General features: G+C 72.3%; 21 protein-coding genes. 10 read left to right on the top strand and 11 right to left on the bottom strand.

What is annotated here, in order from left to right; translation table 11 throughout:
* Positions 1 to 2: 2 nt before the first annotated feature.
* The 6 genes from lptB (at position 3) to AC1MLT_RS13910 (ending at position 6,633) form a co-directional block, all read left to right on the top strand.
* Complete coding sequence (gene lptB, locus AC1MLT_RS13885; RefSeq protein WP_481035021.1) at positions 3 to 818, top strand: LPS export ABC transporter ATP-binding protein; 816 nt, start codon at positions 3 to 5, stop codon at positions 816 to 818.
* Positions 819 to 1,040: 222 nt separating this feature from the next.
* On the top strand, positions 1,041 to 2,681 hold the full coding sequence (locus AC1MLT_RS13890; RefSeq protein ID WP_481032788.1) for an RNA polymerase factor sigma-54: 1,641 nt from the start codon (positions 1,041 to 1,043) through the stop codon (positions 2,679 to 2,681).
* Positions 2,682 to 2,721: 40 nt separating this feature from the next.
* Positions 2,722 to 4,053, top strand: coding sequence for a THUMP domain-containing class I SAM-dependent RNA methyltransferase (locus AC1MLT_RS13895; protein ID WP_481032789.1), 1,332 nt, complete (start codon positions 2,722 to 2,724; stop codon positions 4,051 to 4,053).
* A 22-nt stretch (positions 4,054 to 4,075) separates the two neighbouring features.
* Positions 4,076 to 5,224, top strand: a complete 1,149-nt coding sequence (locus AC1MLT_RS13900; RefSeq protein WP_481032790.1) for a saccharopine dehydrogenase NADP-binding domain-containing protein — start codon at positions 4,076 to 4,078, stop codon at positions 5,222 to 5,224.
* An 80-nt stretch (positions 5,225 to 5,304) separates the two neighbouring features.
* On the top strand, positions 5,305 to 5,727 hold the full coding sequence (locus tag AC1MLT_RS13905) for a PIN domain-containing protein (RefSeq protein ID WP_481032791.1): 423 nt from the start codon (positions 5,305 to 5,307) through the stop codon (positions 5,725 to 5,727).
* A gap of 57 nt (positions 5,728 to 5,784) precedes the next feature.
* A complete protein-coding gene (locus tag AC1MLT_RS13910) occupies positions 5,785 to 6,633 on the top strand; it encodes a hypothetical protein (protein ID WP_481032792.1) in 849 nt (282 codons plus the stop codon).
* Between the two features lie 16 nt (positions 6,634 to 6,649).
* On the opposite strand, the gene AC1MLT_RS13915 is transcribed toward AC1MLT_RS13910, so the two are convergent.
* A complete protein-coding gene (locus AC1MLT_RS13915; RefSeq protein ID WP_481032793.1) occupies positions 6,650 to 7,588 on the bottom strand; it encodes a BUD32 family EKC/KEOPS complex subunit in 939 nt (312 codons plus the stop codon).
* The gene (locus tag AC1MLT_RS13920; protein WP_481035023.1) at positions 7,585 to 9,441 is read right to left on the bottom strand and encodes an FMN-binding glutamate synthase family protein; all 1,857 of its coding nucleotides are present in this window, start codon (positions 9,439 to 9,441) and stop codon (positions 7,585 to 7,587) included. The genes AC1MLT_RS13915 and AC1MLT_RS13920 overlap by 4 nt, the downstream gene beginning before the upstream one ends.
* A 173-nt stretch (positions 9,442 to 9,614) precedes the next feature.
* On the opposite strand from AC1MLT_RS13920, the gene AC1MLT_RS13925 reads away from it, so the two are divergent.
* The 3 genes from AC1MLT_RS13925 (at position 9,615) to AC1MLT_RS13935 (ending at position 11,305) form a co-directional block, all read left to right on the top strand.
* Positions 9,615 to 10,379, top strand: a complete 765-nt coding sequence (locus tag AC1MLT_RS13925) for a YecA/YgfB family protein (RefSeq protein WP_481035025.1) — start codon at positions 9,615 to 9,617, stop codon at positions 10,377 to 10,379.
* A gap of 27 nt (positions 10,380 to 10,406) precedes the next feature.
* Entirely contained in the window at positions 10,407 to 10,997 is a 591-nt protein-coding gene (locus AC1MLT_RS13930; RefSeq protein ID WP_481032794.1) for an NADPH-dependent FMN reductase, read from the top strand.
* A gap of 65 nt (positions 10,998 to 11,062) precedes the next feature.
* Positions 11,063 to 11,305: a DUF1272 domain-containing protein gene (locus AC1MLT_RS13935; RefSeq protein ID WP_481032795.1), complete on the top strand. Its 243-nt coding sequence runs from the start codon at positions 11,063 to 11,065 to the stop codon at positions 11,303 to 11,305.
* Here AC1MLT_RS13935 and AC1MLT_RS13940 read toward each other — a convergent pair.
* The 8 genes from AC1MLT_RS13940 to apaG all read right to left on the bottom strand — a co-directional run bounded on the left by AC1MLT_RS13940 (position 11,280) and on the right by apaG (position 20,154).
* Positions 11,280 to 12,650: an HD-GYP domain-containing protein gene (locus tag AC1MLT_RS13940; RefSeq protein ID WP_481032796.1), complete on the bottom strand. Its 1,371-nt coding sequence runs from the start codon at positions 12,648 to 12,650 to the stop codon at positions 11,280 to 11,282. The genes AC1MLT_RS13935 and AC1MLT_RS13940 overlap by 26 nt on opposite strands.
* Positions 12,651 to 12,814: 164 nt before the next feature.
* The gene (locus AC1MLT_RS13945) at positions 12,815 to 13,360 is read right to left on the bottom strand and encodes a CinA family protein (RefSeq protein ID WP_481032797.1); all 546 of its coding nucleotides are present in this window, start codon (positions 13,358 to 13,360) and stop codon (positions 12,815 to 12,817) included.
* 76 nt (positions 13,361 to 13,436) lie between these two features.
* Positions 13,437 to 14,003 (bottom strand): phosphatidylglycerophosphatase A family protein, encoded by a 567-nt coding sequence (locus AC1MLT_RS13950; RefSeq protein ID WP_481032798.1) that lies wholly within the window; start codon positions 14,001 to 14,003, stop codon positions 13,437 to 13,439.
* A 74-nt stretch (positions 14,004 to 14,077) separates the two neighbouring features.
* A complete protein-coding gene (gene thiL, locus AC1MLT_RS13955) occupies positions 14,078 to 15,046 on the bottom strand; it encodes a thiamine-phosphate kinase (RefSeq protein ID WP_481032799.1) in 969 nt (322 codons plus the stop codon).
* Between the two features lie 25 nt (positions 15,047 to 15,071).
* Positions 15,072 to 16,256, bottom strand: a complete 1,185-nt coding sequence (locus AC1MLT_RS13960) for a YbdK family carboxylate-amine ligase (RefSeq protein ID WP_481032800.1) — start codon at positions 16,254 to 16,256, stop codon at positions 15,072 to 15,074.
* Positions 16,253 to 17,536 carry a cation:proton antiporter domain-containing protein gene (locus tag AC1MLT_RS13965; RefSeq protein WP_481032801.1) on the bottom strand — a complete coding sequence of 428 codons (1,284 nt, stop codon included), beginning with the start codon at positions 17,534 to 17,536 and terminating at the stop codon, positions 16,253 to 16,255. The genes AC1MLT_RS13960 and AC1MLT_RS13965 overlap by 4 nt, the downstream gene beginning before the upstream one ends.
* A complete protein-coding gene (locus AC1MLT_RS13970; RefSeq protein WP_481032802.1) occupies positions 17,533 to 19,617 on the bottom strand; it encodes a site-specific recombinase in 2,085 nt (694 codons plus the stop codon). The genes AC1MLT_RS13965 and AC1MLT_RS13970 overlap by 4 nt, the downstream gene beginning before the upstream one ends.
* A 135-nt stretch (positions 19,618 to 19,752) precedes the next feature.
* Positions 19,753 to 20,154 carry a Co2+/Mg2+ efflux protein ApaG gene (apaG, locus tag AC1MLT_RS13975; protein ID WP_481032803.1) on the bottom strand — a complete coding sequence of 134 codons (402 nt, stop codon included), beginning with the start codon at positions 20,152 to 20,154 and terminating at the stop codon, positions 19,753 to 19,755.
* Positions 20,155 to 20,216: 62 nt separating this feature from the next.
* On the opposite strand from apaG, the gene rpe reads away from it, so the two are divergent.
* Positions 20,217 to 20,933 (top strand): ribulose-phosphate 3-epimerase, encoded by a 717-nt coding sequence (gene rpe, locus AC1MLT_RS13980; protein WP_481032804.1) that lies wholly within the window; start codon positions 20,217 to 20,219, stop codon positions 20,931 to 20,933.
* Here rpe and AC1MLT_RS13985 read toward each other — a convergent pair.
* Complete coding sequence (locus AC1MLT_RS13985; protein ID WP_481032805.1) at positions 20,923 to 21,279, bottom strand: hypothetical protein; 357 nt, start codon at positions 21,277 to 21,279, stop codon at positions 20,923 to 20,925. The two genes, rpe and AC1MLT_RS13985, sit on opposite strands and share 11 nt — an antisense overlap.
* Positions 21,280 to 21,357: the final 78 nt, after the last annotated feature.

The following is a 21,357-nucleotide window of genomic DNA, read 5'->3' on the forward strand; positions in this document are numbered from 1 at the left end:
CCATCGATGCCAACCTCGTCGGCTCCGGTCGCCAGGCCGCAGCCCGCCCCGGCGGCGCCGCGCCGGTCAGCCGGCTGATCGCCCACGGCCTGCAGAAGAGCTATGGCAGCCGCATGGTGGTCAAGAACGTCTCGCTCCAGGTGCAGAAGGGCGAGGTGGTGGGCCTGCTCGGCCCCAATGGCGCCGGCAAGACGACCTCGTTCTACATGATCGTCGGCCTGGTGCGCGCCGATGCCGGCGACATCAGCATCGACGGCGAGCCGATCGCCCACATGCCCATCCACAAGCGCGCTCGCATGGGTCTGAGCTACCTGCCGCAGGAGGCCTCGATCTTCCGCAAGCTCACGGTGCGCGAGAACGTGCGCGCCGTGCTCGAGCTGCAGGAGGAGCCGGACGCGCGCGGCCGCATGGCGCCGTTGTCCAGGCAGCGCATCGACGAGCGGCTGGAGGAACTGCTGGCCGACCTGCGCGTGGAGCACCTGCGCAATTCGCCCGCGCTGGCGCTGTCGGGCGGCGAGCGCCGCCGCGTGGAGATCGCGCGCGCCCTGGCCACGCAGCCGCGCTTCATCCTGCTGGACGAGCCCTTCGCCGGCATCGACCCGATCGCGGTGATCGAGATCCAGCGCATCGTCAGCTTCCTGAAGGAGCGCGGCATCGGCGTGCTCATCACCGACCACAACGTGCGCGAGACGCTGGGCATCTGCGATCACGCCTTCATCATCAGCGACGGCCAGGTGCTGGCACAGGGCACGCCATCCGAGATCGTCGACAACGCGGAGGTGCGACGGGTCTATCTGGGCGAGCACTTCAAGATGTGAGCAAGGCTCGCCCCCAGGCTGCGGCGCACCGCGTGTCGCCTTCGCCCACCCCCTGCCGGGGGCAGCACCGGCGGACCGGCGAAGCCGGATCCGCGGTGCTCGCGGCGCGGCGGGCAGCGGCGGGTGCCGCGCCTCCCCCCGCATCGTGTCGTGCCTTTCCCACTCATCGGCGAATCACATTGAATCTTTCGACTCTTCCTTCTCTGCATTGACCGGACGCTCGTGAAACAAGGACTTTCCCTTCGCGTCTCCCAGCATCTGGCGCTCACGCCGCAGCTGCAGCAGTCGATCCGGCTGCTGCAGCTGTCGACGCTCGAACTCAGCCAGGAGGTCGAGCAGATGCTCGACGAGAACCCGTTTCTCGAGCGCACGATGGAGGAGGCCGCGCGCGAGGAGTTCGGCGTCGACACGGCCGATGCGCCGGCGACGCGCGACGACGTCGACGGGGACGATTTCGCCATCGGCGCGGGGGCCGGCGATGCCGATGCCGACGCGTTCCTCGAGGCCGCCGCCGCCATGGCGCCGTCGTCGGCCACGACATCCGCGACGGCCGAGGGCGACGCGCCGGGATCCGAAGCCGCCGAGACCGCCGCCGTCGATGCCCAGCCCGACTGGGAAGGCGACGGCACCGTCGAGATGGCGCCCGACGACAGCGAGTGGGGCGGCGACGCGCCCGCGCGCAACACCTCCTCGGGCGACGATGGCGAACGCGCCGATGCCGCCGAGCTGGCGCGCAGCCAGGAGTCGCTGCAGAGCTTCCTGCACCGGCAGGCGCTGAGCCTGCGGCTGGGCGAGAACGACCGCGCGGCACTGACCTTCCTGATCGAGTCGCTCAACGACGACGGCTACCTGGAGGACTCGCTGCCCGCGCTGGCCTCGGGCCTGGCGGGCGACGACAACGACGAGTTCGATGGCCTGGTGCATCACTTTCAGGTCGCCCTCGGATTGCTGCAGAGTCTGGAGCCGGTCGGCGTCGGCGCGCGCGACCTGGGCGAGTGCCTGACGATCCAGCTGCGCGCGCTGGCCCTGCCCGACGAAGCCGAGGCGACGGCGCAGGTGCGCCGCATCGCCATCGCGGTCTGCCGCCAGCCGATGGAGCTGCTCGCGCGGCGCGACTTCAAGCGCCTGGCCACCCTCACGCGCAGCAACGAGGAGACGGTGCGCGCCGCGCTGCAGCTGGTGGCGACGCTGGAGCCCAAGCCGGGCCGGCGCTTCGTCGACGTCGAGCGCAACGTGGTCGTGCCCGATGTCATCGTCACGCGTACCGGCCGGGGCACCCACGTCAAGTTCCGCGTCGCGCTCAACCCCGACGTCATGCCGCGCCTGCGCGTGCACGACATCTACGCCGGCGCCTTGAAGCAGCACAAGGGCGAGGGCAGCCAGGCGCTGTCGCAGCGGCTGCAGGAGGCGCGCTGGTTCATCAAGAACATCCAGCAGCGCTTCGACACCATCCTGCGGGTCTCCAATGCCATCGTCGAGCGCCAGAAGAGCTTCTTCATCCATGGCGAGCTGGCCATGCGGCCGCTGGTGCTGCGCGAGATCGCCGACGAGCTGGGCCTGCACGAATCCACCATCAGCCGCGTGACCACCGCCAAGTACATGGCGACGCCCTTCGGCACGGTCGAGCTGAAGTACTTCTTCGGCTCGGCGCTGGGCACCGAGACCGGCGGCAACGCGTCGAGCACGGCCGTGCGCGCGCTGATCCGGCAGTTCGTCGGCTCCGAGGACATCAAGAAGCCGCTGTCGGACAGCCAGATCTCCGAGATGCTGAAGGAGCAGGGCATCGAATGCGCGCGACGCACCGTCGCCAAGTACCGCGAGGCCCTGCGCATCGCACCGGCCAACCTGCGCAAGGCGCTGTGAACGCGGGCGCGACGCCGCCCGCGAGAGACGAGGAACGACCATGAACGAGCTGAGACTTTTCCTGCCCTGCGCCGCCGGCGTCGAGGAATTCCTGGCGCAGGAGGTGCACCAGCTGACCGGCCTGGCCGGCGAGGACCTGCGGTCCTCGCGCGGCGGCGTGTCGGTGCGCGGTTCCTGGCGCGACGCCCTGAAGCTCAACCTGCACAGCCGGCTCGCCCAGCGCGTGCTGGTCGAACTGGCGCATGCCGGCTACCGCAGCGAGAACGATCTCTACGCCATCGCCAGCGGCGTGGCCTGGGAGATCTGGTTCACGCCCCGCGAGACCTTCAAGATCGAGACCACCGCGCAGCACAGCCCGCTCACCAGCCTGAACTTCGCTACCCTGCGCATCAAGGACGCCATCGCCGACCGCTTCCGCGCCAAGGCCGGCGGCGTGCGCCCGAGCATCGAGACGCAGTGGCCCGACTGCCGCGTCTTCGCCCACCTCACCACCGACACCTGCACGCTCTACATCGACACCTCCGGCGAGCCGCTGTTCAAGCGCGGCTGGCGTCAGGACAAGGGCGACGCGCCGCTGAAGGAGACCCTGGCGGCGGCGATGCTGGCGGCCAGCGGCTGGTGGAACCCGGAGACCGGCGAGGTGTCGGCGGCGCCGCTCTACGACCCGTGCTGCGGCAGCGGCACCATCGCCATCGAGGCGGCGCAGATCGCGCTGGGCCTGGCCGCCGGCGGACAGCGGCGCTTCGGCTTCGAGAAGCTGCTGCCGTTCCAGTCCCACGTCTGGGCGGGCCTCCAGGCCGATGCCGAGCGCGAGGCCGCGGCGCGGTCGACGGCCGCGCCCGCCATCTTCGGCAGCGATGTCTCGCACCGCATGGTCGACTTCGCCCAGCGCAACGCCGAACGCGCCGGCGTGGCGGCGGCGATCGACTTCCGCGGCGGCGACGCGCTCCAGCGCATGCCGCCGGCCGAGGGCGGCGTGATCATGCTGAACCCGCCCTATGGCGAGCGCATCGAGGTCGGCGGCGTGGCCGCGCGCGGCGCGCGTGGTCCGGTCCGGCCCCGCGTCGGTGTCGCGGACGACGCGCCGCATGCGCGTGACATGGCGCATGATCATCAGCCGCCACGCGCGCCGCACGCGGCCGGCCGGGAGCAGGCGCAGACCGAGGACGGCGGCGAGTTCTTCGTCCAGCTCGCCAGTCACTGGAAGCGCAACTACGCCGGCTGGACCGCCTGGATGCTGACGCCCGACCTGCAATGCCCCAAGCGCATGCGCCTGAAGGAATCGAGGCGCGTGCCGATGTGGAACGGGCCGATCGAATGCCGTCTGTTCCGCTTCGACATGGTGGCCGGTTCGGCCCGCGGGCGCACCTGATTTCCTGGCGACTGGAGGCTCCATGATGAAAACGCTCGTGTTGGGTGGCTATGGCAACTTCGGGGCCCGCATCTGTCGCATCCTCGGGCGCGATCCCCGCATCGAACTGTGGATCGCGGGCCGCGACGGCCCACGCGCCGAGGCCCTGGCGGTCAGCATCAGGAACCACGGCGTCCGGGGCGTGGCGATCGATCTCGACAGCGCCGACCTCGTGGTCGAACTGCGGCGCCTGGGCATCGAACTCGTCATCCACGCGGCCGGGCCGTTCCAGCAGCAGGGCTATGGCGTGGCCGAGGCCGCCGCCGCCGCCGGCGCGCACTACATCGATCTGGCCGACGGGCGCCGCTTCGTCTGCGATTTCCCGGCCGCCGTCGATGCCGCCTTCCGTGCCGCCGGCCGCACGGCGGTGTGCGGGGCGAGCACGCTGCCGGGACTGTCGTCGGCCGTCGTCGAGCATCTCGCGGCCGGCTGGCGGGAGATCGACAGCATCGACATCTGCATCGCGCCGGCGCAGACCGCGCCGCGTGGCCGCGCTACGCTGGCCGCCGTGCTGAGCTATTGCGGCGAACCGGTCTCGGTCTGGATCGAGGGCGCGTGGCAGACGCGGCGGGGCTGGGCCGCACCCGAGCCGATCGAGTTCGCGCGCCTGAAGGCCCGCATGGGGGCGCTGTGCGACGTGCCCGACCTGGAACTCTTTCCGACACGCTATGGCGTCACGCAGCGGGTGATGTTCAATGCCGCGCTGGAGAGCGGCATGGCGCAGCGGGCCTTCGAACGGCTGTCCAAGCTGCGCGCCCGGCGCCTGCTGCCGCGGCTCACGCACTTCACCGGCCTGCTCAACGCCACCGCCGGCCTGCTGGATTTCCTGGGCACGCCGCGCGGCGGCATGATGCTGCGCGTCCAGGGGCGCAATGCCGCGGGCCGCCCGATGCGGCGCTCCTGGCACATCGTGGCCGAGGACGACCACGGCCCGGAGATTCCCTGCATGGCGGCCCTCCTGCTGGCGCGGCGCCTGGCCAGCCCGGACGCGCGCGGGCCCCTGCCCGTCGGCGCCCACATCGCCGCCGGCCTGCTGACGCTGATGGAATTCGCGCCCGAGTTCGCGCGCTGGGGCATGGCCACCGACACCCTCAACGAAACGGTCGGAACGCCGGCCTGGCGCGTCGCGTGACGCCCGAGCGGCATCGCGCGTCGGAGCCATCCGGGCCGTCGGGGCCATCCGGCAACCCACGGCCAGAGGCCGGGGACGACATGACGGCCATCGCCACGGCCATCGTCATCGACACCAACATCGCGCTCGACCTGCTGGTGTTCTACGATCCATGCTGGGCCGCGCTGCGCTCGGCGCTGGCCGCGGGCGAGCTGCGCTGGATCGCCACGCCGCCGATGCGCGCCGAGCTCGCGCGCGTGCTGGGCTATCCGCTGATCGCGCGCCGGCTGCTGCGCGATGGGCGCCGGCCGGAGGCGGTGCTGGCCGCCTTCGATGCCGGCTCGCGGACCATCGATTCCCCGCCACCGCGCGCGCCCTTCGTCTGCAAGGATGCCGACGACCAGATGTTCATCGACCTCGCCGTCGCCCGGCGCGCGCGGCTGCTGAGCAAGGACCGCGCGGTGCTGTCGATGCGCAAGCGGCTCGCCACCCTGGGCGTGGCGGTGGCGCCGTCGTTCGGCTGACCGGCCGCGTCGCGCGGCGCCACCGGCCTCCCGCCGCCAGCCTCTAAGCTCGGCCCCATGACGAGTTCCCCTTCCTCTCCTTCCGTCTCTGCGCTGCCCCGGCGCCTGATCGCGCTGGTCGTCACGCTCGCCGTCCTGCTGGGCGCCTGGGCGGTGCCGTTCGAGGCGCCGGCGCGCGCCAGCGTCGAGGCCGGCCTGAAGCGCGCGCTGGTGGCCTTCGCCGCCGCGCGCACGCTCGGCGCGGTGATCTCGGTGGCGCAGGGCACGCAGGTCGACGTGAAGCCCGGCGGCATCGGCGTCGGCACGGCGCCCGGGCAGGTGCTGCAGCCGGTCAACGAGCTGGTCGACCATTTCGCCAGCGCCATGCTGGCGGCGAGCGTCGCCTTCGGCGTGCAGCGCGTGCTGCTCGACATCGGGGGCAGCACGGCGCTGGCGCTGGCCCTGAGCGGCGTCGCCGTGCTCTGGCTGGCCGCCATGTGCTGGCGCGATGGCCACTCCGCGCGCTGGCTGCGACCGGCGCTGGTGGTGCTGCTGCTGGCGCGCTTCGCCGTGCCGGCCACCGTGCTGGCCAACGAATGGCTGTATGTCGCCTACATGAAGCCGCAGCACGACGCCGCCCTGGCGCTGGTCGAGCGGACGCCGCCCACGGCCGTCGAAGCCGCCACCACCGCGCCGGGCGGCCTGGCCGAGCGCGTCGAGCGCTGGTGGAAGGGCATGCCCGACCTCAAGGCCGGCTATGCGGCCCTGCTGGCCGAAGCCGCCACCTGGGCCGACCGGATCGTCGACCTGATGGTGGTGTTCCTGGTGCAGACGGTGATCGTGCCGGTGGGCGGCCTGTGGCTGACCTGGCGCATCGCGCGCTCCGCGACGGCGGCGCCCGGCGGCGGCGGGCGCCGTCCGGCCTGAGGACGCCGCCGGGGCTTCACAGGGCTTCGGTGTGCCAGCGCGCCAGCAGCCGCGCGCAGGCGCGCACGCGCTGGGTGTCGCGACCCCAGCGCCGGCTCTGCGGCAGGTGGCGCAGCCAGCGCATGCGGCGCGCCGCGCCGGCGATGCGCTCGCGCACCGCGTCGCTGGCATCGGCCAGCACGGCGTGCCAGTGCGCGCCGGCGGCCTGCGGCGTGGCGGCGCGCACCAGCATGGCGGTGGAATGCAGGTAGCTCAGCCAGTCGCGGACCTGGCATTCGTCCAGCCCGAGCGTGGCGCGCGGGTCGTCCTCGAAGTCGATGTAGCCGATCACGCCGTCCGGGCACTGCACCAGGTTGCGGTCGAAGGCCTGGCTCAGGCAGGTGCCCCGCGCATGCACGGCGGCGATGGCGTCGAGCCCGTCGCGCCACACCGCCAGCAGGGCCGCCGGGCCGAGCGCCGCGGCCTGGTCCAGGCGTTCCTGCAGCACCACCACCGTGGCGCGGCTCTCGCCGAGGTCCGACAGCAGCAGGCCATCGTCCTGCTGCGCCAGCACGCGCGGCACGCGCAGGCCCAGGGCATCGAGTTCGCGCAGGCGCCGCGCCTCGATGGCGATGGCCGCCGCGCCGCCCGGATTGGGCACCGGGCGCAGCACGTCGAGCCGCAGCGTGGCGGCGATGAAGCCCAGCACGTGGTAGCGCCAGGCGCCATGGCGCGGCCCGGCCTTCTTCAGCCAGACGCGCTCGCCATCGAGGCGATGGCTGGCGATGCCGCGCGTCTGCCGGGGCAGCATCGCGCGCAGGAAGCCGGTGTAGTCGCCGGCCGCCAGTCCGATGACCGGGGCGGGGCCGGGCACCGGGGACGGCAGCGGCGTCGAGCGGGAGGAGGAGGGAGCGCGTCCGTCGGGCGTCGGGCGGCCCGGCGCGGCGGCGCGGGCACGGCGGCGGAAGGGATTCATGCGGTGGGAGCGGTCTCGATGGGGGGTGGGGCGGTGGACGAGGTGGCGGTGCCGGCGACCGGGACGGGCGCGGCGGCGGCGCGGATCGCGGCGTCGGCATCCGGAGCGCGGATGTCGCGGGCGATGGCGGCGGCATCGGACGTCCCGGCGCCCATGGCGGCATGCGCGCCGGTGTCCGCGACCAGGCCATAGGCCGTGGCCGGGGTCCGCCCGCCACCGGCATCCGCCGCCGCCGCCGGGTCGACCGCCTGGAAGCTGTAGGCGCTCGCCAGCGGCCAGTAGTTGCGGAACACCGTGTGCTGGTCGTCCAGCGGACCCAGCAGCGCGCCCGGTGCGACCTGCATCACCAGGTTGCTCAGCAGGCGCACCTCGGTCGCCGAGATACGCCGCACGATGTGGTGGGCCGTGATCTGGCGCGGATGCGCGAGGCCGGCGGCCTGCACCAGTTCCTGCAGCGCGTGCAGCGTGCTGCGATGGAAGTTGCGCACGCGCTCGGCCTTGTCGGGCACCACCAGCGCCTGCTGGCGCCCGGCGTCCTGCGTGGTCACGCCGGTCGGGCAGAAGCCGGTGTGGCAGGTCTGGGCCTGGATGCAGCCCAGCGCCAGCATGAAGCCGCGCCCGGCGTTGCACCAGTCGGCGCCCAGCGCCATCACGCGCGCCAGGTCGAAGGCGGTGATGACCTTGCCGGCGCAGCCGATGCTGATGCGATCGCGCAGGCGGGTGCCCACCAGGGTGTTGTGGACCAGCAGCAGTCCTTCCTGCATCGGCACGCCCACGTGGTCGATGAACTCGACCGGGGCCGCGCCGGTGCCGCCCTCGGCGCCGTCGACGACGATGAAGTCGGGCGTGATGCCGGTCACCTGCATCGCCTTGACCAGGGCGAACCACTCCCAGGGATGGCCGAGGCAGAACTTGAAGCCGGTCGGCTTGCCGCCCGAGAGGCGGCGCAGCCGTTCGATGAAATGCATCATCTCCACCGGCGTGGAGAACGCGCTGTGCGCCGATGGCGAGATGCAGTCCACGCCCTCGGGGACGCCGCGCGCCTCGGCGATCTCGGCCGTCACCTTCGGCCCCGGCAGCACGCCGCCGTGGCCGGGCTTGGCGCCCTGGCTGAGCTTGATCTCGATCATCTTCACCTGCGGATCGCGCGCGTTCTCCTCGAAGCGCGACTCGCTGAAGCGGCCGTCGTCGTCGCGGCAGCCGAAATAGCCCGAGCCGATCTCCCAGATCAGGTCGCCGCCGTGGACGCGGTGGTGGCGCGAGATCGAGCCCTCGCCCGTGTCGTGCGCGAAGCCGCCGAGCTTCGCGCCCTGGTTGAGCGCCAGCACGGCGTTGGCCGACAGCGAGCCGAAGCTCATGGCCGAGATGTTGAACACGCTGGCGCTGTAGGGCTGCGTGCAGCCGGTGCCCGGCGCGCTGGCGGTGGCCGGCGCGCCGCCGATGACGATGCGGAAGTCGTGGTCGTCGAGCCGGGTCGGCTGCATCGAATGGTTGATCCATTCGTAGCCGGTGCGCCCGACGTCGATCTGGGTCCCGAACGGCCGGTTGTCCGGTTCGCCCTTGGCGCGCTGGTAGACCAGCGAGCGCTGCGCGCGCGAGAACGGCGTCGCCTCCTGGTCGCTCTCGATGAAGTACTGGCGCAGTTCCGGCCGGACGTACTCGAGCAGGAAGCGCAGGTGGCCGACCACCGGATAGTTGCGCAGGATGGCGTGGCGCGTCTGGCGCCGGTCGTGCAGGCCGAGCGCCGTCAGCGCGCCGAAGGATGCCGCCACGGCGAGCCAACCGCCGCCGGCCGTGGCCGATGCCGCCAGCGCGGCGGCGCCCAGGCTGGCGGCGAAGCCCGCCGCGCACAGCGCGAAGACCGTGTAGCGGACCGGGAAGGAAGCGAATGAGGGGGCGCGAATGATGTCTCTCCGGAAGCCTGCTGCATCATAGAGGGCCGATCCCGACCCGATCCCCACCCGATTCCGACATGACCACGCCCGCCTCCGACCTGCCTTCCGACGTCCCCGCCGAGCCGCCCGCGATGGCGCCGTCCGCCCTGGCGGCCGACCAGCCGCTCGGCCCCGAGGACTTCGACCTGCTCGACAGCCTGCTCGACACCCTGCGCGAGAGCGACGACGAAGTCCCGCAATGGGAGTTCTGCGAGGGCTTCATGGCCGCCCTGATCTGCTGCCGCCGCCCGGTGCCGCCCACCGAGTACTTCCCGTTGATCTTCGGCGACGGCTTCGTCGCCGCGCGCCACATGGAGCTGGTCTGGCACTGGAAGCGCCGCTGGCAGGAGATCGAGACCGCGCTCGATGCCGCCGTGGAGGCGCTCGACGACGACCGCGCCTACCAGCCCGAGGTGCTCGACACGCGCGGCGCCATCGCCTCGCTGCCCGAGGAGGAGCGCGCCGAGGTCGCCGGCGAGGCCATCCCGTCGTTCGCCCAGGTGTGGGCGCTGGGCTTCATGTTCGCGGTCGAGAACTGGCCCGAGGACTGGGCCGCGCCGCGCGACAAGGAGGCCGCCGGCATGCTCGACGACGCGCTCGATGCCATCGTCGCGCTGACCGAGGACGACACCGGCAAGCCCGAGGTCTCGATGTTCAGCGAGGACGGACCGCCCAGCGTCAGCCAGCGCCGGCTCGATGCCTTCGGCGAGGCGATCTGGGCCGTCTACGACCTGCGCCAGCTCTGGAAGAGCATGGGTCCGCGCCAGGAGACCATCCGCAAGGAGGCCACGCCCGGGCGCAACGATCCGTGCCCGTGCGGCAGCGGCAAGAAATTCAAGAAGTGCCACGGCGCCTGAACCCCCCGACCCGGAGCATCCATTCCCATGACCGACAAGATCCTCGTGTTCTATGGCTCCTACCGCGCCGACCGCCAGGGCATCCGCCTGGCGGACTATGTCGTCGCCGGCCTGAAGGCGCGCGGCGCCGAGGCCGAGCTGATCGATGCCCGCGCCGTCGGGCTGCCGCTGCTCGACCGCATGTACAAGGAATATCCGCCTGGCGAGGCGCCCGCCGCCATGGAGACGCTGGCCGGCAAGCTGCGCGCCGCCGATGGCTTCGTCTTCGTCACCGGCGAATACAACTGGGGCCCGCAGCCCGGCCTGAAGAACCTGACCGACCACTTCCTGGAGGAGTGGTTCTGGCGTCCGGCGGCCATCGCCAGCTATTCGGCCGGCCGCTTCTCCGGCGTGCGCGCCGGCGCGGCCTGGCACCCGATCCTGTCGGAGATGGGCATGGTGGTGGTCTCCAGCACCCTGGCCGTCGGCCCGATCGCGCAGACGCTCGACGAACAGGCCCAACCCATCGGCAAGCCGGGCGAGTCGCTCGACCGTTCCTTCGTGCGCTTCGCCGACGACCTGGCCTGGTGGACCGAGGCGGCGCGCGCGCAGCGGGCGCATCGCGCGCCCCCGTACTGAGCCGGGGGCGCCCACGGCGCTCCCCACGCCTCATCCCCCCAGCCCTTCGACGACGGAGTCCTCCCATGCTTCAGATGCGCCCCGGTTGCGAATGCTGCGATCGCGACCTGCCGGCCGACGGACCGGAGGCGCGGATCTGCTCCTTCGAATGCACCTTCTGCCAGGACTGCGCCACGCGGCGGCTGGCCGGCATCTGCCCGAACTGCGGCGGCGAACTGGTGCCGCGTCCACGCCGCCCGACCGCCCGGCTGGCGACCGCGCCGGCCTCGACCGAGCGGGTCTTCAGACCCGGGCCACCACCCGCCTGAGCGCCTCGAAGCAGTCGACGTCGATCGCCGTGCCGACGTTCTCGGCCATGATCTCCAGGGTGCCTTCCACCGGGATCGCGCCCCGGTAGGGCCGGTCGGCGGAGATGGCGTCGAAGATGTCGGCGGTGGTGATGATGCGGGTCTCCAGCGAGATCTGGTCGGCGCCGAGGCCGCGCGGATAGCCCTTGCCGTCGAGCCGCTCGTGGTGCGCCGCCGCGATGCGCGCCAGTTCCTCGAAGGCGCCGATGCGCGAGAGGATGGCTTCGGTGTGCTGCGCGTGCTGCTGCACCGACACCCACTCCTCGCGGTCGAGCTTGGCGGGCTTGTCCAGCACCGAGTTGCTCACCCCCAGCTTGCCGACGTCGTGCAGCAGGGCGCCCCGGCGCAGCCAGCGGCGCCGCTCGGGCGCCATCCCCAGGTCGGCGGCGATGGCCTCGACATAGGTGGCCACCCGCGTGCTGTGGCCGCTGGTGAAGGGGCTCTTGCTGTCCACCACCTGCCCGAAGGCCGCGGCGATGTCGTCGAGGTAGTCCTCGTCGAGCACCGCGCGCTCCGAGCCCGGCTCCATGGCGAACACCAGCGCCTCGACGCCCGGCGAGGCCAGGTGACGCCAGAACACCGGATCCAGCGCGACGCGCTCGAAGGCCTTGACCAGCATCGGATCGAACCAGCCGCCGGCGCGGCGCCGGGCCTCGCGCAAGGCGGCATCGGCACTGCCGGCGGTATGGAAGACGTCGATCACCTGGGACAGCAGCGCGATGCGCGCGTACAGCGGGATGCGCTCGCCGGCCAGATGCCGCGGCCGGCCACCGCCGTCCCAGTGTTCGTCCAGGCCGGCGATGCCCTCGGCCACCGCCTCGCCGAAACGCAGCTGGCGCGCGATGTCGGCGCCGCGCGTGCAGCGCGTCTGGATCAGCTCGTCGGCGATGCGCGGCCCGTTGCGCAGGATGCCGACGATGCCGCGCAGCCGGTCCGACAGTCCCGCCTTCAGCCCGGTGTGGCTGAAGACGAAGCTCAGCATCTGCGGCAGGCCGTCGCCGACGGTCTTGAAGTCGCGCTTGAAGCTCAGGTCGTCGGTCATGTAGAGCTCGCAGATGCGCGCGGCATTGCTGCTGCAGCCCAGGTCCTTCAGCAGGATCGTGTAATAGAGGTCGCGCAATGCCGTCTCGTCGAGCCCGAGCTGCAGCCCGATGTGCATGCCGATCCAGCAGGCGCGCACGCAATGGCCGCGCGGCTGGCCCTCGGTGATGTCCAGGGCGTGGCTGAGCGAGCCGATCAGCTCGCTCAGTCGCAGGCCGGCGACCGCCGGAGGTGGAGGCGGAGGCTGAGGCTGAGGCGTTGCCATGTTCGGATGGTCGTGGGAGGGCTTCATCACCGCTGTATCGGCAGGACCGGCGCGCGACTTGAAGCGACTGTCGATGCCGAATACCAAATCCTGCATGCAGAACCGACGATCGACGGCTCGCCATCGATTCGGGGGGTGGGGGCGGGGGCGGTGCCCCGGCCGGCTCAGGCGCGCCCGGGACCTTCGAGCCGCAGCACCAGCGTGCGCAGCGCGTGGCGCACGGTGGCCTGGCGCACGGCGGCGCGGTCGCCGTCGAAGCGGCGTCGCTCGGTGTGCACCGTGCCATCGAGCGACCAGCCGAACCACACCGTGCCGACCGGCTTGTCGGCCGAGCCGCCGGTGGGACCGGCGACGCCGGTCACGGCCACCGCCACCTGGGCCCGGGACCGGGCGATGGCGCCTTCGGCCATGGCCCGCGCGACCGGCTCGCTGACCGCGCCCCGGCTGGCGATCAGCGCCGCGTCGACACCCAGCAGCTCGTGCTTGGCGGCGTTGGAATAGGTGACGAAGCCGCGTTCGAACCAGGCGCTGGAGCCGGCCAGGTCGGTGCAGGCACCGGCGATCAGGCCGCCGGTGCAGCTCTCGGCGGTGGCGAGCAGGCGGCCGTCGCGCTGCAGCAGGGCGGCCAGCCGCAGGGTCAGCGCCGGGATGTCGTCGGTGGCGTCGGTGGCGTCGGTGGCGTCGGGCAGGTCGTTCGGGAGCTCGTTCATCGCGGGTACCACCAGGGAAGGAGGAGGAGGGAGGAAGAGGGGATGGCGTGACGCCCGGATGGCGGTCGTGCGTCGTTCAGGCCACGAAGGCGCGCCACAGCGCGATCACGAACAGCGTGCAGAAGGCCGCCACCAGGTCGTCGAACAGGATGCCGAGGCCGGCCAGGTGCCAGCGCACATCGCCGGCCGGGCCGCTCTCCGGCTTGAACAGCGCATCGGCCCAGCCCACCGGTCCGGGCTTGGCGGCGTCGAAGTAGCGGAACAGCGCGAAGGCGACGATCTGGCCCCACAGGCCGGCCGGCGTGATCAGCCACAGGACGATCCAGAAGGCGACGATCTCGTCCCAGACGATGTTGCCGGGGTCGGTCACGTTCATGCGCCGGGCCGTCACGGTGCAGGCCCACCAGCCCAGCGGCAGCGCGGCCAGGATCACCGCGCCCAGCGTGGCGTCCGACCAGCCGAAGCCCTGCATGACCAGGAACGCGACCCAGCCCCACAGGGTGCCGATGGTGCCCGGCGCGCGGCGGGCCAGGCCGGCGCCGAAGCCCAGCGCGATCCAGTGCGCCGCGTGCCCGCGCATGAAGCCGAAGGTGGGGCGCGTGCTGGCCGGCGCGGTGGCGGGGCGGTCGAAGGAGGCGGTCATCGAAGGTGGGGTGGGCTCGAAGGAGGGGCCGTGGGGTGTCGCTCGAGGGCCCGGGGGGATTCAGGTGTCGGGCGTCAGGCGAAGTGGTCGAAGGCCGTGAAGCGCTGCGCGACCGGCGCGCCGGCGGCGTCGACGATGCGCAGGCCGGCCTCGGCGTCGATGCGGCCGATGCGCGCCACCGGCGTGGCGGCCTCGCGGCCGGCCCGCTCGACGGCGGCGCGGGCGGCGGCCGGGGCGGTGAACAGCAGTTCGTAGTCGTCGCCACCGGACAGCGCGCACAGGCGCAGGATGTCGATGCCGAGGTCCGGCGCCAGGTCCGGCGCGCCCAGCGCCACGCGCGCCACGGCGGCATCGGCATCGAGCGTCGCGCCGACGGCGCTGGCCTCCAGGATGTGGCGCAGGTCGCCGACCAGGCCGTCGCTGACGTCGAGCGCCGCCGTGGCGATGCCGCGCAGCGCCAGGCCCAGCGCGACGCGCGGCGTGGGCGTCTCCATGCGCCGCCGCGCCAGCTCGAAGGCGGCGGCCGGCAGCGCCAGCGTGCCGCGGAACACCTCCAGCGCCAGCCGGGCGTCGCCCAGCGTGCCACTGACCCAGAGGTCGTCGCCGGCGCGCGCGCCCGAGCGCAACGCGGCCGCGCCGGGCGGCACCTCGCCGAAGACGGTGATGCAGATGTTGAGCGGGCCGCGCGTGGTGTCGCCGCCCACGAGTTCGCAGTCGTGCGCCTCGGCCAGCGCGAAGAGGCCGCGCGAGAAGCCCTCGAGCCAGTCCTCGTCGACAGCCGGCAGCGCCAGCGCCAGCGTGAAGGCCAGCGGCCGGGCGCCGCAGGCGGCCAGGTCGCTCAGGTTGACCGCCAGCGCCTTGTGGCCGAGCCGCGCCGGATCGACGGTGGACAGGAAGTGCCGGCCCTCGACCAGCATGTCCGAGGACACCGCCAGCTGCAGGCCGGGCGCCGGCGCCAGCAGCGCGCAGTCGTCGCCCACGCCCAGGGGCGAGCGCGTGGCGGGGCGCTTGAAGTAGCGCCTGATCAGGTCGAATTCCCCCATGGGATCGAGCATAAGCGCTGCCGCCTCAGCCCTGGCCGCGAAAGCGCAGCGCCGCCTGGCGCACCACCTCCGGCAGCATCCGCTCGCGCGCCTGCCGCTCGCGCAGCCAGCGCGCGTCGTTGTGGCCGCGCTCGACGTCGGTGCGCAGCGCGGCGATGGCGCGGGTGGCGTCGAGCGCCTCGCTGTGCCATTCGAGCTCGGTCATGGTCATCAGGATGTGGTCGCGCAGCGGCATGTGGTCGCCGGTGGCGGGGTCGACATAGACCGCGTCGAGCCCGAAGCGGCAGGCCTGGAAGCGGTTGTAGGTGTAGACCAGGTAGTCGTCCTCGGTCGGCACGAAGGGCTGCTCCTGCAGGAACCAGGCGCCCAGCGACTGCACGTAGCCGGCCAGCGCGGCGGCGCGCTCGACCGTCAGCGGGGTGTCGAAGACGCGGATCTCGATGGTGCCGAACTCCGGCTTGGGCCGGATGTCCCAGTAGAAATCCTTCATGCTGCGGACCACGCCGGTGCGGGTCATGCGCTCGAAGTAGTTGCCGAACTCGTCCCAGCTCAGGGTGAAGGGCGCGCGGCCGGACAGCGGGAAGGCGAACACCGAGTTCAGCCGCGCCGAGTCGAACTGCGTGTCCTGGCCCTGCACGTAGGGGCTGGAGGCCGACAGCGCGATGAAGTGCGGGATGTAGCGGCTCATGCGGTGCAGCATCAGCAGCGCCGCGTCGGCATCGGGGCAGCCGATGTGCACGTGCTGGCCGAAGATGGTGAACTGCTTGGACAGGTAGCCATAGAGCTCGGAGAGCTGGCGGAAGCGCGGCTTGTCGTAGATGCGCTGCTCGTGCCATTGCTGGAAGGCGTGCGTGCCGCCGCCGAGCACCGCGATGTTGAGCCGGTCGGCGCTGCGCACCAGGGCGTCGCGGATCGGCCCCAGCTGCTCGACCACGTCCTGGGCCGAATGGCAGACATCGGTCGAGATCTCGATCATGCTGGAGGTCATCTCCGGCACCACGCTGCCCGGCAGCTTCGTCTCCGCCATCAGGCGCAGCATGTCCTCGGCATAGGGCGCGAGGTCGTAGTCGTGCGTGTTGACCAGCTGCAGCTCCAGCTCGACGCCGAGCGACAGCGCGCGCGAGTCGTTGAAGCGCTCCAGCGCGACCGTGCGGTCCTGGCGCGCCGGCAGCGGCCGGGCCTGGGGCGAGTCGAGCGGCTGCGTGCTCATCGATGCGTCTCCCGTGCGTCGTCGTCGTGGGCCAGGAAGGCCTCGGGCCGCCACGGCCGCGAGCTCTCGCCGCAGGCGTGGATGGCCACCGTCGCCAGCACCGCGCCGAGCATCTCCATCACCAGGATGGTGGGCAGCGCAATCTGCGTGATCAGCGCGCCCAGCAGCGGCGAGGCGGTGGAGAAGTTGGAGGCGATCAGCAGCGCGATCGAGGACAGCGGCGACATCGCGCAGCCGACCCAGAAGGCCTGCTTCCAGCTCGCGCCGCTGCCCGGGTTGGCGATCGCGACGCCGGCGATCTTGGCCAGCGCGCGCACGCCGATCAGCGCCATCACCACGCCGGCGACCGGCACGCTCCAGTCGCCCTGCGCCGCGACGATCGAGACCAGCACGAACATCAGCATCGTCAGCAGCGATGCCGCCGTGCCGAGCTGGCGCTGCCAGGCCCAGGGCTTGGGATTGAGCTGCTTGAGCAGGATGCCGCCGATCAGCGCCGCCAGCGCCGCCGCGCCGCCGAAGTGGGCCGCCACCGCCGCGCCGGCGCCGATGATGGCCAGCAGCAGGATCGAGGTGTTCTCGCTGGTCGGGCTCATCACGCGCAGCGCCGAGCGCAGCGCGAGGGCCATCAGCGCGCCGACCACGAAGGACAGGCCGAGCACCACCAGCACCGGATGCAGCTTGCTGATCAGGCCCTCGGGGCCGCGCTCGAGCAGGCCGGCCTGCGCATAGCCCAGCGCCAGCGCATAGAAGGTGTTGAGGGTGGCGAGCGTCATGGCGCGCTCGGTCATCGGACCCGAGGCCCGCGTGTCCATGACCACGCGGCTGAGCACGGCGGGCGAGGCGACGATGGCCATCAGCGCGACCGGATTGGCCACCGGATCGGGCACCCCCATCGCGTGCAGGGTCCAGAAGACGCCGAAATACGTCAGCGCCGATTCCAGCAGGCTCTGCAGCAGCACCTGCGGGTTGTGGCGGAACCAGCGCAGCGGAAGCCGGCCGCCGGCCTCGAACAGCACGATCGCCACGCCCAGCTCCAGCAGGAACAGCGGGATGCCCTGCAGGGGCCAGATCGCGCCCTCGAAGCCGGCCAGGCCGACCAGCGTGCCGACCATCGAATAGCCCACCACCTTGGGCAGGCCGAGGTAGCGCTGCACCAGGTGGCCGCTGGCGGCGGCCGCGGCCAGCAGCAGCGACCACAGCACGGTCGGCAGGCCGGCCGAGGGCCGGACCCATTCGGCCCAGAAGCCCAGCAGGTCGGCCGGCAGCAGCGAGGAGATCATCGGCCGGCCCCCACGGGCAGGAAGAAGCTGGTCGCGCGGCGGCGCCAGCGCGCCAGGATCGCCGCCCGGATCAGCACCCGGTCGGCCCGGCTGACGCTGTGGGCCCGCAGCGCCAGGCGGAAGGCGAAATAGAAGCTCACGCTGACGTTGATGGCGCCGGTCACGGGGATCGCCGCCGCCGCCCACCACAGCGCCGGCAGGTGCAGCGCGTCCGGGCCGATCGAGGCCGCGGCGGCGGCGATCTGCCCGGCCGACAGCGTCACGTGGCGCACTTCCAGGCCGATGCCGAAGAAGGCCGCGAACGCCGGCGCCAGGCCCAGCATGAAGCCCAGCGAGATGTTGGAGGCGAAGCCGGAGATGTGGGTGCGCATGAAGCCGGCCCAGCGGCGCGCGCGCTTCGGACCCAGCACGGCGCCGATGCGCGGGTTGTGGCGCAGCGCCGAGTCGAGCCGGTGCAGCACGAAGGCGTTCTCGGTCCAGCCCGCGACGATGCTGGCGGCGAACAGCAGCACGCCGGTGAAGGCGGCATAGATCGCCGTCGGCCCGGCCAGGGAAAGCGACTTCAGCACCGCCATGGCGTGCTCGTCGTCCAGCACCGGGTGGTCGAGCACCACGCGGGCCAGCACCCCGACGCCCAGCATCACCGGCACCACCACGCCGACATTGCCCAGCACCGCCGCCACCTGCGAGCGCACCAGGTGCGTGACCTCGTCGACGAAGGCCTCGACGCCGCCCTGGTCCTTGAGCCGGTGCAGCCGCGCGGCCATGGCCGGCGCCGTCATGGCCGGCTGCTTGGTGGCCAGCGTCAGGTGCAGCAGCTGGATGGTGACGAAGCTCGCCGCGTACATGGCGCCGGCCCAGAAGCCGTTCCAGAACGCCGACAGCCCGAGCGCCACGATGGCGAACTTCATCAGCACCGTGACGGCGGTCAGCGCGCCGCCGCCGGCGGCCTGGCGCACCATGCGCAGGTAGGCCGGCCGGTCGCGGGTGATGTAGTGCTCGCCGGCCTCGGCGCTGCGCTCGGTGACCTTGGCCGCCAGCAGCGAGGAGTTGGTGGCGATCAGCCCGCGGATCGAGCTGCGTTCGCCGCCGGCGGTCACCAGCTTGCCCACCAGCCGCGCCACGCTCGGCGCCGGGGCCGGCGCCAGCACGCAGTCGAGCAGCTCGCGGATGCGCAGCACGCGTTCGCGCAGCTGGCGCAGGCGGAACACCAGGCCGACCGAGATGCCGTTGTCCTCCAGGTGCGCGTAGACCGAGGCGGTCGCCAGGCGGCAGTCGTCGAGCCGGTCGCGGAAGACGATGAACGCGGCCTGCAATGCCTCGGGGTCGCGCGGGGTCCGGAAGACCTCGGCGCGCAGTTGTTCGAGGGCGGCCATCAGCGTCTGGAAGGCCTGCACGCGCGAGGCCGGCGCGGCGCCGTCCGGCCCGGTGGTCGCGCCTTCGCCGCTGCCGGCGATCGGACCCATGCGCAGCCGCAGCTCGGGCGAGAAGCCGGCCGCCACCACCTGGCTGGCGCAGTAGGTGACGGCATCCATGACGGTGCGGCGCCAGTAGGGCGCGGTATCGGTGGGGGTGGCGGGGGTGGCGGGGGCGGTGGCGGCGGTCGTCGCCGGTCGCATCGGCGCGGTCTCGGGCAGCGTCAGCAGGCGGCCGATGCGCGAGAGCGTGTCCTCGTCGACGAGCGCGATCCAGCGGGCGTCGAAATCGCTCGGCAGCACCATGCGGAACAGGTCGGACGCATCGGTGGTCTCGGGCGTCCCCGGCAGGATCTTGCGGCGCAATCGTTCGCCCAGCTCGCTGAGGAAGGCGGTGCGCGGCGCGAAGCCGTGGTCGGCCAGCAGCGCCGTGAGATCGACCGTGCGGATGAAGACCGCCCACCAGGCCTGCGCCTTGGCGCGCAGGTCGGCGCGCGCCTCGATGGCATCGACGAGCAGCACGGCGCGGCCCGCGGCCGCCTGCGGCGAGGCGCGGTCGCCGCGCAGCCAGTCGAACATCTGGATCAGCCAGATGTGGCGCGCGGCCAGGTCGGCCTCCGGGTCGAGGCGGGCGAGCAGGGTCGACAGATCGCGCACGGCGGCCATGGGTAGGGAAGGAAGGAAGGGCAGGGGTGGGGCCGGTGGGGAAGGGGGTCCTGGCGAGCGTGGCGACGACCGGCGGACGACGGGAATCGCGGCCTGGTCGTGGCGGCGGGCGGGCGCTGCGGGCCGTCGCCCCGGCTAGTGGAGCACGCGCGGCACGGACCGTCCGCCGGTGTCGTCCTGCACCTCCAGCACGAACAGGGGCACCGGCACCTCGAAGCGCTCGCCGCGCTCGTCGATCACCAGGAAGCTGCCATGCATGGTGCCGCTGGGCGCGTGAAGCCGGCAGCCGCTGGTGTAGCGGAACGACTCGCCCGGCGAGAGCATCGGCTGCTGGCCGACCACGCCCAGCCCCTTGACCTCCTGCCGGTGGCCCGAGGCGTCGTGGATGATCCAGTGCCGCGCGATCAGCTGCGCGGGCACCTTGCCGACGTGGGTCACGGTGATGGTGTAGGAGAAGGTGTAGACGTGGTCGTCCGGTGCCGACTGATCGGCGAGATAGCGCGGTTCGACCGTCACGCTCAGTGGGTTCTGGGACATGGCGTGCATGGTAACTGGAGCCTCCCCCATCGGCTGTCGGATGGGAGGGCGACAATTCGGCCATGAGCACTCCCCACGCCCCTTTCCTCATCGCCCCCTCCATCCTGTCGGCCGATTTCGCGCGTCTGGGCGCGGAGGTCGGCGAGGTCATCGCCGCCGGTGCCGACTGGATCCATTTCGACGTGATGGACAACCACTACGTCCCCAACCTGAGCTTCGGGCCGATGGTCTGCCAGGCCCTGCGCCCGCACGCCAGGCGTCCCGACGGCACGCCGGTGCCGATCGACGTGCACCTGATGATCCAGCCGGTCGACGCGCTGGCCGCGGCCTTCGCGCAGGCCGGCGCCGATTACATCAGCTTCCATCCCGATGCCTCGCCGCATGTGCATCGCAGCATCCAGGCGATCCGCGCGGCGGGCTGCAAGCCGGGCCTGGTGTTCAATCCCGGCGCCGGGCTGGAGGCGCTCGACTGGGCCATCGACGAGATCGACCTGATCCTGATCATGAGCGTCAACCCGGGCTTCGGAGGCCAGAGCTTCATCGACTCGGCATTGCGCAAGGTCGAGCAGGCCCGCCGCCGCATCGAGGCCTCGGGCCGCGACATCCGGCTGGAGGTCGACGGCGGCATCAAGGCCGACAACATCGCGCGCGTGGCCGCCGCCGGCGCCGATACCTTCGTCGCCGGCAGCGCCATCTTCGGCGCCAAGGACTATCGCGGCGTCATCGACACCATGCGCGCCAACCTCGCGGCCGTCGCGCCGGCGTCGGTCACGGCTTGACCTTGTCGTTGTAGACCTTGTCGGTCACGGGCGCCAGGCTGGTGTCCTGCGTGTCGCCGACGGCATCGTCGTAGGCGCGCCTGCTCACGCCGACCTTGTCGTCCTTGGTGGTGTCGTCCATCTTCTCCTGGGTGCCCGAGCCGCCGGCGGTCTGGTCGCGCTCGTTGGGATTGCGGGGCAACGATTCGCCATCCTGGCTGGCGCGCGTGTTGCCCCGGGCGACCTTGTCGGCCCCGGGCGTCGCCGGAGTGTCGGTGTTGCTGGCGGCGGCGTTCTCGCGCGGATCGGCATCGGCGCCCTCGGTGCCGGCGTCGGAGCGGGGTGGGGATGCGGGTTGCTGGGTCATGGGGTGTTCTCCGTGGATCGATGTCCTGTTCCGTCTTGTCGGTTCGATGCCTTCGCCTGTCGGTAGGACCGCCGGGCC

This window comes from Variovorax sp. PEI5, assembly GCF_056679935.1.